Origin of the sequence: Acinetobacter genomosp. 33YU, from assembly GCF_001990725.1 — a bacterium.
Lineage (GTDB): Bacteria > Pseudomonadota > Gammaproteobacteria > Pseudomonadales > Moraxellaceae > Acinetobacter > Acinetobacter seifertii.
The window spans coordinates 60357-72658 of sequence record NZ_LFZQ01000013.1 but is presented as its reverse complement, the minus strand read 5'-3'; the positions used below and the strand labels follow the sequence as shown (position 1 = coordinate 72658).

Annotated in this window: 11 protein-coding genes and 2 pseudogenes; 5 read left to right on the top strand and 8 right to left on the bottom strand. The window is 36.3% G+C overall.

Annotated features, from left to right (window positions below; all coding sequences use genetic code 11):
• Positions 1–215 (top strand): annotated as a pseudogene (locus tag AC056_RS19715) (hypothetical protein); the annotation flags it as partial.
• Between the two features lie 122 nt (positions 216–337).
• Here AC056_RS19715 and AC056_RS16825 read toward each other — a convergent pair.
• From AC056_RS16825 to AC056_RS16810, 4 genes are all read right to left on the bottom strand, one after another.
• Positions 338–721: a DUF2750 domain-containing protein gene (locus AC056_RS16825; protein WP_016804761.1), complete on the bottom strand. Its 384-nt coding sequence runs from the start codon at positions 719–721 to the stop codon at positions 338–340.
• Between the two features lie 31 nt (positions 722–752).
• Positions 753–1130 carry a ribonuclease E inhibitor RraB gene (locus AC056_RS16820; protein WP_081410810.1) on the bottom strand — a complete coding sequence of 126 codons (378 nt, stop codon included), beginning with the start codon at positions 1128–1130 and terminating at the stop codon, positions 753–755.
• Positions 1131–1198: 68 nt separating this feature from the next.
• Entirely contained in the window at positions 1199–1939 is a 741-nt protein-coding gene (locus AC056_RS16815; RefSeq protein WP_077164282.1) for a hypothetical protein, read from the bottom strand.
• 137 nt (positions 1940–2076) lie between these two features.
• Entirely contained in the window at positions 2077–2496 is a 420-nt protein-coding gene (locus AC056_RS16810; protein WP_077164275.1) for a hypothetical protein, read from the bottom strand.
• A gap of 278 nt (positions 2497–2774) precedes the next feature.
• On the opposite strand from AC056_RS16810, the gene AC056_RS16805 reads away from it, so the two are divergent.
• From AC056_RS16805 to AC056_RS19965, 4 genes and pseudogenes are all read left to right on the top strand, one after another.
• Positions 2775–3032: a YjhX family toxin gene (locus AC056_RS16805; protein WP_001054060.1), complete on the top strand. Its 258-nt coding sequence runs from the start codon at positions 2775–2777 to the stop codon at positions 3030–3032.
• Positions 3033–3065: 33 nt separating this feature from the next.
• The gene (locus tag AC056_RS16800; protein WP_077164274.1) at positions 3066–3572 is read left to right on the top strand and encodes a GNAT family N-acetyltransferase; all 507 of its coding nucleotides are present in this window, start codon (positions 3066–3068) and stop codon (positions 3570–3572) included.
• Positions 3573–3977: 405 nt separating this feature from the next.
• Entirely contained in the window at positions 3978–4799 is an 822-nt protein-coding gene (locus AC056_RS16795) for an ROK family protein (RefSeq protein ID WP_077164273.1), read from the top strand.
• A 6-nt stretch (positions 4800–4805) separates the two neighbouring features.
• Positions 4806–4893 (top strand): annotated as a pseudogene (locus tag AC056_RS19965) (hypothetical protein); the annotation flags it as partial.
• Positions 4894–5329: 436 nt separating this feature from the next.
• Here AC056_RS19965 and AC056_RS16790 read toward each other — a convergent pair.
• The 4 genes from AC056_RS16790 to AC056_RS16775 all read right to left on the bottom strand — a co-directional run bounded on the left by AC056_RS16790 (position 5330) and on the right by AC056_RS16775 (position 12298).
• Positions 5330–5728, bottom strand: coding sequence for a hypothetical protein (locus tag AC056_RS16790; RefSeq protein ID WP_077164272.1), 399 nt, complete (start codon positions 5726–5728; stop codon positions 5330–5332).
• Positions 5728–6183: a hypothetical protein gene (locus tag AC056_RS16785; RefSeq protein ID WP_228144369.1), complete on the bottom strand. Its 456-nt coding sequence runs from the start codon at positions 6181–6183 to the stop codon at positions 5728–5730. The genes AC056_RS16790 and AC056_RS16785 overlap by 1 nt, the downstream gene beginning before the upstream one ends.
• 84 nt (positions 6184–6267) lie before the next feature.
• Complete coding sequence (gene posA / locus AC056_RS16780) at positions 6268–10266, bottom strand: delta-poly-L-ornithine synthetase PosA (protein ID WP_077164281.1); 3999 nt, start codon at positions 10264–10266, stop codon at positions 6268–6270.
• A gap of 583 nt (positions 10267–10849) precedes the next feature.
• A complete protein-coding gene (locus AC056_RS16775; protein ID WP_077164271.1) occupies positions 10850–12298 on the bottom strand; it encodes an efflux transporter outer membrane subunit in 1449 nt (482 codons plus the stop codon).
• Positions 12299–12302: the final 4 nt, after the last annotated feature.

The window sequence follows — 12302 nt, the reverse complement described above, 5'->3', positions numbered from 1 at the left end:
CCATTATTTTGGCTAGGATCAAGCAAGAGAAAAGCTTTTATTTAATGCATTTTATTGAATATAAAGATTACCCTCTTAAGCTTCGTATAGCCCGTGGCCCTGATTTAGCTGATGCATGGGATGATCTTCCAACATATTTCCACAAAGTGGCTAAAAGTTGGAAGCATAATTCTAAGAGAGCGCATCAATACTACAAAGAACATGAACAAAAATAAAAAATGGGAGCTGATTGCTCCCATTTTGTTATCCGTATAAGGTGTATCTTATGAATTCTAGAATATTTTTTAGATATAGGTATTTGAATGTATCAAGGATAAAGAGGCTAGATCGTATCTTTCTAATAATTTTCCAATTCAAGCTCTAAATCATTTAGTACCTGTTCTATCTCAGGAGTTACACCATTATTTAAAGGAGTATAAAAAATGCCTATTAATACCTCATCATCTTTTAATGTAGGTAACAATTCATTCATGAAGTCATCTAAAGAAATCAGCTCAGCTTCATATCCTCCCCATTCATGCTCAGCACATAACTCGGCATACTCTTTCGCGGGCCATACAGGAAATACTTTTTGATTATCCTCTGTTCCAGCCAATGCCCATCCATCCTTGTATAAGCCCCAAACTTCTTGCGTATCGGCAATAACTTTTATGAAATGCTTATATCTTTTAGCACCTTCTAATGCAATTACAGCATCTATTTGCTTTTGACTAATTTTCATAATTTTGAACCTATCATTTATTAAAAATTAATCAAACATTACCAAACGAACCAAAACCATCAGTATAACCACCATATTGAGTAGCGATATTATTTAGATCTTCTTCGAATTTTATAATGTCATCATAGAATGGAATCATTGTATTCGTACAATAACAAGTCCATTCCTTAGTAACATCATCTTGCTCAACGCTGGCTTTACAGCCTAATCTTTTAACCTCTGTAGAAATCTTTTCTCCAATCTCTTCTGAAGGTATTACAATAAAGAAATCTATTTCCATCGGCTTTGTTATATCAAACCCATTTTTCTTAAATTCGTTTAAAGTATCCCCTGTTGCATCATTAGGAAATTGGCTCATTTGATTCTCTATTTTTACTAATTTTGGTTCTTTGAGATTATCATCTTTCAAAAGATTCTTGAGAATCCTTGATAAAATATGAGTAATAGATGTAGAACTAAAAATTTACTAAAACTATCTCAAAATTGGAACCAAGGTTTCTTTGGTGCAGTCCCAGTATATGCTGGACTAACTTTAATTGGCCCCTGACCTTTTTCGCATTGTTGAACACCCCACTCACTCGGGCGAAAACGTGCATTAGCTCCATCAGGCTCAGGTTTACCAAATTCTTTTGCAATATCATAATCAATGAGTGGAATTTCAAGTAGTACGATATCTCCACGAGAACAAGCGATGGTAGGACGTTTCGTATCATAAACCCATTTACCATAGCCATTTTCTTCCTTAGGATCGAAGCGCATAACTGGGCCTATTTGCTGATCCCATGCCAACTCCATTCGAGGAGGCTCTATTGCTGTTACCCACATTCCTGCGACTTGTACAGGATGAGGAAAACGTACAGCCTGTAATCCTCGTAAGCTAAAGGGTACTTGTGGCTCACCGTTGTCAAAAGCATCATAACGACTAATTAAGCTCCCTTTGGGAATCAACAGTTCGCCATATTGTGCATCTTGAGATAAAACGAAATGGCTACGACTTTCCTTGTAATGCTCCTTAAGTGCAATCTCATACTCTACCGATGCACTCATATAAAATAAGTAACCTGCCCACAAGTCACATATCAATGCCAGTAGCATAATGAACAATGTCTTTTTAGAAAAAAAACTCACAGGCTTTTTAGCCTTCTTTCTCCAAAACAATAGTGCTTTCACCAATAAACCGAGTGTTAGTACAACACCAATCAATGGCGCAATAAACAACAGAAAAATCGCAAAAACCGAGAATGTCTGTACGGGTATCATAATTGTTAAATCTTTAACTTCATTTTTTCAAAGGTGGGCCGCCAAGAAAATTGTATATACGTGTATTAAAAAACAAGCCTTATAATTCACAGGCACTATTTTATAGCCTTAGCATTTTCACACACTAAATTAAGCATAGCTAAATCATTGTCACCCGTGGCTTTCATTACTTCACCCTTTTTATCGCTCTTGTACTTAAGTTCACCATTATTTTTATCACCAATCTTAAAGTCTAAAATCTGTATCGTCTTATGTGAACAGTCAAAAGCCATATGGAATTGTGCGATATTATCTTTATCAAAATCACCTGTATAAAACTTTGTTTCGGGTACGCCAACTAGTTTTCTGGTAGCAGTAATTTTAAATTTACTTTTACTCGGTAAATAAAATTCGATTGAATCTAGTTCAAAAGCATAAGCGATATCTTCTTGTTGATAATAGACTTCTTCTGCTTGAATACTATTTGAAAAAGCTGCACAGATAGGAAAAATTAGGCTAAAAATTGTTTTTTTCATTTACTAAAACTCATACATAATTTTTTGTTGCCTGATTTTATATAAATGAATGGTCTATGAATATAAAAAACATTTGTGATTAAGTGATATATACAGTTAATATATCCTTTGAATAAAAGTATCCCCCTTCTAAAAGAGGTTTATATGTTGGAGATAGTAATCATCTGATAATCACTCTCAATTTTTATTATTGAGTTGATTATCAATGTCGCAATTTTTCTGTGGTCATATTTCTGATCACCTCTATTTGCACGTTTGATTATTATCAAGGCTTCAACATGAATCTTTCAAAGTTCGAACAACGAACTCTCCATGTCCTTGCCAAAGGCGGACATATTAAATACCAACGTGATGCATCAGGCACAGTTTATTTCGTTGAATGCTATACACGAGAAGGTTTCGTGTTATCTGATTGTTCCTTAGATGTATTTAAAAAGCTAAAAGCAAAACGTTTAATCAAGTCTAAAAATAGCCAACCTTATCAAATTACATTGTTAGGGCTTCAGACGGTCCGCCCTCAACTAGACAATCGTTAATATAAGTTGCTATTTATGAAGAGAAAGAAAAATATGAATATTATAATTCGAGATGAACAACCCGAAGATATTAAAAATATCGAAGCGTTGACGAAAGCCGCGTTCTTGAATGAAGAGCATTCTAGCCATACCGAACAATTTATTGTGAATAGCCTTCGGAAACATAAACAACTCACAATCTCTTTGGTTGCTATAGAAGATGGCTTAATTGTAGGTCATGTGGCTATTTCACCAGTTACGATTACGTCAGGTGAAACAGGTTGGTATGGCCTAGGCCCTATTTCTGTATGTCCAAATAAACAAGGAATTGGCATTGGTTCTCTTTTAATGAATGCAGCTTTGCAAAAGTTAAAAGAATTGGGCGGAAAAGGTTGCGTTCTATTAGGTGATCCAAATTATTACAGTCGATTTGGTTTTAAATCATACCCAGATTTAAATTTACCTGATGTCCCAAATGAATACTTTCAAGCTATAAGCTTCATTAACCATATTCCTTCAGGAGAAGTTACTTATCATGATGCTTTTACGGCAACTGAATAAATAAGTTCGCTTACAACACCTAATATAAAGCCTCTATTTATAGAGGCTTTATATTAATTTAAGACATTGAAAATTATATAATTATTAAATATATTAAATTCTATAAATAAAATTGAGAGTAGTTCCCTTTTTAGTACAACACGTAAGATGACATTTGTTTTAGATTAGATCATGAAAAAGTAAGGATAAATAATCAGGTAGTTACTGGTAAAAGTGGGTTATGAATGGAGCAAGTAAACAGAAAATTAGGGCTATCCGTTATATATAAGATTGAAATATATGGAAAATAATTGATCTCCATTTGGAAGCAATTTTAAAATTTATTACACAAATACTGATAATTATAAAATCTTGATCATATAGACACGTTAAAATTTATAAAATAATTTTGAGATAAGGCTTTTGATGAAAACTCAGAAAATTGGTGTAGATCTTGGAGGCACTAAGTTATTGATATTATGTGATGAAATTGAAGAAATATTTAGTACAGGAATTTCATTCACTCCAGAAGAATTAATATCACATCTGCAATCTTTTATTTTAAAACATGGAATTAAACCCGAAAGCATAAGCCTAGCAGTGCCGGGTCTAGTTAACGAATCGGGATATGTTGTTAATTGTGATGTCCTACCAGCATTCATAGGTTGGCAAGGAAATGACGCATTAAAATTATTATGTAGTAAAACAATGATCTTAAATGATGTAAAAGCTGCTATGTATGCTGAACTCAATGATTTTTCATCTCATGCTGCAAGCGGCATTATTATGATTGGTACAGGTATTGGGGCTGCATTCATAACAAATGGAAAACCCTTAATGGGAGCTAGTGGTTGGGCTGGTGAACTAGGTTACTTACCAGTAAAAAGTAACGAAGGAATAAAACGTCTAGATGAACTTGCCAGTGGCGCTGCAATTACCAAACTATGCGCACTAAGCCCATCTAATTTAGCATTAATGGCTAACAATGGAGATCAATCTACTTTAGCTGTTATAAAAGACGCTGGACAAGCTTTAGGTCTTGGAATAGCCACAGTCATTAATCTTTTAAATCCTTCACAACTAGTAATAGGAGGAGGAACAATAGAGTTACCCGGTTATTTAGAGGCGGCTTTAGAAGCTGCTAAAGAAAACTGCCTTCCCGAGCTTTGGCAAAATTGCGATATATCAAAAGTAAAGGCGGGGAAAAAAGTAGCTGCTTTAGGTGCTATACGTGCAATTGAACAATAAAATAATATGAGTATTTTTCTGATTCAGCATGCTGAAAGTTCAGCCAATATTAATGGAAAAAACCCTTTCGCATGCTTTGATTGCTTTAAGTGAACATGAATGGCTGTAAAACGTGGCTAAGGGCATATTGGGAATAGCGTAGGTTTTTACTTATTTCTTATAAGCTTTATCATATAGTTATATAAAAGTTATTGTCTTATAAGTGAATTTAATGAGTAAAGAGTATTTTCGAGCTGGTGTAATAGAACATTTAAAATATTATGTATATCGTTTAATTGATCCTAGAGATGGACAAACATTTTATTTTGGTAAAGGAAATAAGTTAATATGTATTTAATAACTTTATACGGTGACTCAATTATTATACCTTTCAAAAAAAATAAAGCTAAGCCCTATTCCAGAGACTTAGCCTTATAATAAATAGCTTAGGCTATCTAAGAAAAACTATTTAATTTGGATGCATACGTGTATTTTTACAAACTCATACATTAGATTTAAAATCAGCCATAATTTCTAAAATTAACAATAACTTAGTCTTCACACTCAACTTTTTTATGCATCAATAAAAAAGCTAAACCTTTGTTAACCAAATTACCTGATAGAACCTCTTTTCTAGTATCTATAGTTAAATTTATAGATGTTTTCATAAAGAAGTTTCCAAGTGAAATGCATAGCAAAATTAAGGCTATATAAATAAAACTATTCTTAATTTTTATAAAATATACAATTAGAGAAATAATTAAGAAAACAATTAAAAAATTAATTATAAAATTATTAATAAAAATTGAATAGTTATTAATTCCGTTAAATTCTACTAACCAAACTTTAAATAATTTAAAAGATGTATGCGTGCAATACAAATCTACAAATGAAATTGAGAGCAATACTACAACTGAAATGATTAGGCTAAATAAAGCTTTTTTTAACATTAGGTTTCTGCTCTTATTCCAATACCAAAAGTTTGTGTTTCATCTTTATTTTCTGCTGACATAAACTTAAATCCTCCGTCATACCATAAAAACACTGAATCGCTACCATCTACAGCGCAGGCATTTGTACAACCATGTTTAATAAAGGTATCAAAAGAAACCGATCCTACACCGTGCTCTTGAGCAATCACCACAATATCAGCAGTAGGTGTAAATCCTATTCCTCCTCGCCCTGTTCTATTGTCTAACCGTGAAAGCGCAGCATATCTATTATTATTTCTTTGAGTCAAAAAAGGTTTATAGGCAGGCACTGGCTCACCTGTTAACTTCGCATTTGGAAATTCTTTGCGATATAAATTACCATCACCATATTTTAACCCTTTGAAAACCAAAGGGCATAAACCACCAATACCCGTATAATACCCCCGATTTTTTGTTAAATCTCCTTGCCCCATAAATTATGTACAATCTAGTTTTTGTGCAATATAAAAAAAAAAAGCCCCTGTTCTACAGAGGCTTTTTTTCAATTCAACACTGAATTATTTATGAACCCAAGGCACAGCCGGTGAACCAATCCAAGCAGATTTAGCCGGAATATTTTCACCCTTCATCACCAATGTTAATGGCCCTAACACAGCATGATTGCTCACGTTTGCGTTATACAAAATAATACTGCGTGTATTTACCACAACATCATTACCAACATTTACTTGTCCGATTTTCATAATACGGTCTTCAAACAAGTGAGTTTGTGGGCCTGAGAAGCTATTAAACTCAGCACGGTCACCGATGCTTACACAATCGAACTCTGTAATATCGGCAGTGTCCATATAGACGTCTTTACCAATGCGAACACCTAAAATACGCAAGAAGAATGGCAACATTGGCGTTCCTCTTAAGTAGTTTAAGAAGTTAGGAATCGCAACTGACTCATATAAGCTCGTGATCCCTTCACTTAACCATACAAACATGGTCCACATTGGAGCTGAACGCGGCTCGTAACGACCAATTAGAGTCCACTTCAATAATGCAACTATAACGAAGCAACCTACGCCATAGAGCAAACCAGCAAGCGTTAAAGCCAACAAACCAGTTGGAATGTTGTATTTGTTAATAACGTCAATAATCTCAAGCACGATCATATAACCCACACCAATCGCAAGAGCGGCAGGTAATACAATACGTAGGCCTTCAATAAAACCACGCATTAAACGGCGTTTGATACTTGGCAAGAATGTTAAATGATCTGGATATTTCTCAGCAGCTTCACGTGCAGGCAGCAATAACGGTGGGGAACCAAACCAAGTTTGACCATCGTACATTTCAACGTTATCAGGTGTTTTAGATTGCACACCAATCAAGACGTTGTCTGGTAACACGGTACCATCAGCAATATAAGCACTGTTTCCGACAAAACTACGGTTACCGATGGTGGTCGATTTTAATGTCATCCAGCCGCCTTTGATTTCTTCATCACCTAGCATTACAGCATCGGCAATAAAGCTTTCTTCACCTAAAGTCAGCATTTCTGGAATAACACCATTTGCGGTAGAAATTTCAGTATTTTTACCTACTTTTGCACCGAGCATACGGAACCACGTTGGCGCATAAATGGTCGCAAACAAGCCATGTAAGGTTTGTAAGCTCGTTTCCAAGATTTGAGAAGCAAACCATTTACGATAATACGTACCACCATGAACCGCATAGGTTCCTGTTTCAAGACGAGGCAATGCAACTTTACGAATGACTGAAGAAATCACAGCAGTAATCATCATCATCATTGCACTAGCAGGAATCGCTAAAATGAAGTAGTAAAGTGCGATTTGTAAATGTTCATTCGGGTTAATATTAAATACGTTTGCATCTAACCAGTCGACCAACAGGAAGCTTGGGAAAATTGGAATAAAGAACAAACACGCAATAATTAACGCACTAATTCCATAATATGCATATTCTGCAATTTTACGAATAAACGATAATTTTGGACGCTCTGGCAATTTATCGTGATCATCCACATGTCCGATCTTCTTCGCAGGCGTACCATCCCAGATTTCTCCGGCTGGTATAACAGTGTCATATTCAATTGAAGTTAAAGCATTTACATGAGCTTGTTTTTCTAACACTGTATTTTCTTCTAATACAGCATAAGAGCCCACATAACTGTCTTCTTTTAAGTGAATTGAACCTAATACCAAGTGACCATGTTCGACTTTAGCATTTTCTAAGTTCACTTGAGAGCCAATGCTCACCCCATCTTCAACAGTAAGTAAAGATGGCATACGAATATGTACTGAACTAATCGTAACGTCATGGCCGATTTTGGCACCAAGCGCTTTCAAATATAAGTTAAGTAAAGTTGAACCTGACAAAAGATAGACAGGTGAAATACTACCTATACGGTCTGCTAACCACCAACGGAAATAGGTTAATCCCCATAATGGATATTGCCCTGCACCAACACCTACCATTAATAGTCGTTTTACAGAAATTGAAACAACAAAACTGGCAATAATTACGCTGATATAAACCAATAAAGACATCGCGATTGCATTCGGAATACTGTCTCGTGATCCACCAGTAAAATAATGATAGGTAAAGAATGGCGCTAACCACTGCAAGATATTAATCGAAATTAAAACAGGAATAGTAATTAGCTGTGCAATACCACATAACCACTTATAAGTCTGGTTACGCGGGTTATCTTGTCCAATCTGGCTATCAAATACAGTCGGTGTTGGTTGCTCTAGCATGAGCGCAGCAATGGCCCCAACTCGTCTTGCTTGATATAAGTTTTGAATAGTTAAGTGGCTATATTCCGGATGTTCACGTAAATTCGAAATCAAAACAGCCGCTAAAAGTGAATGGCCACCTAAGTCATCAAAGAAATCTGAATCGAGTTTAATCGGCATGTTTGGAAACAAGCGATTCAAAATACCAAATAAAATTTCTTCTGCCGGATTTTGTGGTTGGTCCGATTCACTACGGTCAATCACACTGGTGAGTGGACGTGCTTTTAAAGCTTTACGGTCAATTTTTCCTGACAATAAACGCGGAACTTCTTCAATAATTTCAAAACGGTTTGGCACCATATAAGGTGGTAAGCGTTGGCTTAAATTTTGACGAAGTACTTTAATTTCGATTGCTTGTTTCGCATCAATTTCTGGTGCAATAAACGCAATAAGCTGATCAATGCCGTCTTCAGGACGAAGAATAACTGCAGCTGTACCAATACCTTCAATATCGCAAAGCGCAGCTTCGATCTCACCAAGTTCAACACGGAAACCACGAATTTTTACCTGATCGTCCGCACGCCCCAAACAGTGTACTTGGCCAAACTCATCAATTTTAGCCAAGTCACCAGTACGATAGAGCGATTGTTCGTCTGGACCTTCAGCCCACGGGTTTTCAATAAACTTATCAGCCGTTAAATCAGGTCTGCCTAAATATCCTTCTGCCACACTTGGGCCAAAAATACAGAGCTCACCTGTTTCACCTTGCGGCAGTAATTCTCTTTCAGCGTTAATGACCAGCATGCCATAGTTTGGTAAAGGCTTACCAATGGTAACGAGTTTGCCACGCTCTAAAGACTCAAGGCTTGCTGTAACTGTAGTCTCGGTTGGACCATAAGTGTTAAACATTTGATGGTGAGGTAATGCCCAACGGTCAACTAGTGAATCCGGACACATTTCCCCACCTAAGTTAATAATTCTTAAGTTAGGTACATCTTCAGGGAATAAAGCAAGTAATGTCGGTACAGCATGCAATACGGTAATGTTTTCTTGCTTTAATGTTTGGCATAAACGTTCAGGGTCACTCACAAGCGACTTAGGTGCAATCCACAATGTTGCACCAACCAAGTACGAAAGCCAAATTTCTTCAAACGACATGTCAAAAGCGACAGAAAAGCCTTGATAGACTTTGTCTTGTTCTTGAATACCTAAAACATTATTTTCACTGCGTAAAAAGTGACAAATATTTCTTTGGGTAATCACAATCCCTTTTGGCTTACCCGTTGAACCAGACGTATAAATAATATACGCAGGTTGTTCTGGGGTTGTTTTAGCTAAAGGAATATTTTCACTGAGTGGCTTTTGTAGTTCAGTGTTTGTCCATTTTGCTTGCGGCACTTCTTCTAAATGTGCATACCATTCATCTGTAGTAATCATTCCCACAGATTCAGCATCTTCAAGACACACTGCTATACGGTCAGCTGGCGTATCCATATCAAAAGGAAGCCATGCTGCACCACTTAAACAAATCGCCAATTGAGCTTTTAAAAGCTCGATACCACGAGGCAACCATAACCCAACAATATGACCAGGTTTCACCCCTCTGATCGTCAAGTGCTGAGCCATGACTAAGGCTTGTTGGTACAACTCACCATAGGTCAACGTTTTATCTGCTTCAATTAAAGCCGTTTTATCAGGAAGAGTTTGTGCAGTATGGACAAAAATATCGGCCAAGACTTCATACTGCAAAAATTCCGGATGATACTTTCCACGAATAATATTATTCGTGTTTGTTACAAACTGGTTCATTTTTATACTCTCTTTAATTTTCTGATTTGGCTCAAATGAAGTCATAATTTGTTTTTCTGACTCATTAAAGAAATCTAGATGTGTCATAAATTAAATAATTGAACTTAAATCAAGATTAAAGTTTTAGTTTCAAAGTCTATTTAATAATATATAATTCTTGATTCTTTAGTGTCATCTTTTCTAAAAAAATTAAGCCTTTAGCTGCAATGTTTTAATTTTTTCATCGTCTTTAGGGTGAAAAACGTACAAAAATAGCCAAGTAAAAACCTATAATTCACAAGATTTATATAACTCTAATTTTAATTAAACTAATAAATGGCATCCTGTATACAACATCTCCATATTTTAAACTTAATTGTAGTGCTCTAAACAATTAAATACTGCCTAAAAAAAGATTCTTATTTAAATTTTTAGACGATGTTTGATTATTCATCATATTAAACTCGTTATGAGTCAATTTTGTTTATCTTATATTTTTATCTTTATTTTATAAAAACTGCTTAATGAATATTTTATAGCCACATAGCTGCTTGTCCGCCAAAGGTAGCGCGACAAAGCAACTATTATTTTATGTGTCTCTTAGCTATTCAAAGCTTCCCCCCATCGAGCTAATCAAGCTAACAGTTGTCTGATATTGCTTACTCATGAGTGACCACACACTGTTTTGTGCTGACAAACGGGTATTTTGGGCAGTCAAAACGTTTAAGTATCCGACCATTCCTGCTTTGTATTGATTCATCGTCGTATTTTCAGCACGCGTAGCTGCCTGTAGCCCTTGCTTTTGCTCATTTACTTCTTTTGAAAGTAAAGCTTGAGAAGCAATGTTGTCTTCAACTTCTTGGATGGCTGAAAGTACAGTTTGTTTATAAGAAGCTGCACTCGCGTCATAAGCAGCTAGAGCTTGTTTGGTTTGAGCATGTCGAAGCCCACCATCAAACAGGGTCGCTGCGAGCGTAGGCCCAACCGACCAAATAAAATTAGGTGCATTAAACAAGTCACTTAACTTACTGCTTTTATAACCTAAACTTCCTCCCAAGCTAAAATCTGGGAAAATGGCGAGTTTAGCTACCCCTACTTGAGCATTTGCTGCTGCCATGTTTCTTTCTGCTACAGCTACATCAGGACGGCGCTCTAATATACTTGATGGGAGTTCAACTGGTATTTGTGGCAATGAAGGCAAAGTTTTCGGCATTGTTAACTGAAATTGGTCTTGTGGCTGACCAATTAAGGTAGCAATCGCGTGCTGTAATTTTACTTGCCACAATTGCATGTCAGTATAATTCGCTTGCGCGCTTTGATATTGGCTTTGTGCCTGATCGACCGTAGTCGATGCCACTATGCCGGCTTTATATTGATTTTGGGTGAGCTGTAAGGACTTCTTAAGGTTATTCAGACTTTCTTGCTGCGACTGTAGCTGAAAACCTTGCACCACCCATTGTAAGTAAGTGGTGGCAAGTTGGGCCTGCATACTTAAACGGATTGAGTTAAGTTCTGCTTCACTTGCTTGGGCTTTATTTTGGTTCACTAAAATATTCTGGTGAACTTTACCCCAAAAATCTGGTTCCCAGCTCGCATTTACACCAAAACCATAACTTGTGGTCGCTGATGCTTCACCAGATTTGGAGCGAGTGGCTGACGTATTTCCAGTGACTGTCGGTCTAGTCCCTGCTTTCGCTTCACTCAGCAGTGCTGTGGCTTGACGGTACTGTGCTTCGTATTGTGCAATCGAGGCATTCTCTCGATTCAATTGAGTAACGAGTTTATTTAATTGTTCATCCTGAAAAATTTGCCACCATTCACCCTTTGGTAAATGATCACTTGGCAGTGCAATTTTCCAACCATCGGTTTGCCACTTTTTAATATCTAAACCATATTGTGATGGCTGAGAAAAATTGGCACCTATATTCACATGAGGTGTAGGTTCCGGTTTGACCAACTGGCAACCTGACAATGTACCAGACAATATGACTACCAAACTTCCCAAGGCATTAAACGAGAGCTGTTTAAACCGTACATGATTTTTTTGATGCATTAAC

Bases quoted from the DNA above. Each gene is read 5' to 3' on its own strand.
- AC056_RS16825 (WP_016804761.1), bottom strand. From the start codon at position 721: ATGAAAATTAGTCAAAAGCAAATAGATGCTGTAATTGCATTAGAAGGT.
- AC056_RS16810 (WP_077164275.1), bottom strand. From the start codon at position 2,496: ATGAAAAAAACAATTTTTAGCCTAATTTTTCCTATCTGTGCAGCTTTT.
- AC056_RS16805 (WP_001054060.1), top strand. From the start codon at position 2,775: ATGAATCTTTCAAAGTTCGAACAACGAACTCTCCATGTCCTTGCCAAA.
- AC056_RS16800 (WP_077164274.1), top strand. From the start codon at position 3,066: ATGAATATTATAATTCGAGATGAACAACCCGAAGATATTAAAAATATC.
- AC056_RS16795 (WP_077164273.1), top strand. From the start codon at position 3,978: ATGAAAACTCAGAAAATTGGTGTAGATCTTGGAGGCACTAAGTTATTG.
- AC056_RS16790 (WP_077164272.1), bottom strand. From the start codon at position 5,728: ATGTTAAAAAAAGCTTTATTTAGCCTAATCATTTCAGTTGTAGTATTG.
- AC056_RS16785 (WP_228144369.1), bottom strand. From the start codon at position 6,183: ATGGGGCAAGGAGATTTAACAAAAAATCGGGGGTATTATACGGGTATT.
- posA (WP_077164281.1), bottom strand. From the start codon at position 10,266: ATGAACCAGTTTGTAACAAACACGAATAATATTATTCGTGGAAAGTAT.
- AC056_RS16775 (WP_077164271.1), bottom strand. From the start codon at position 12,298: ATGCATCAAAAAAATCATGTACGGTTTAAACAGCTCTCGTTTAATGCC.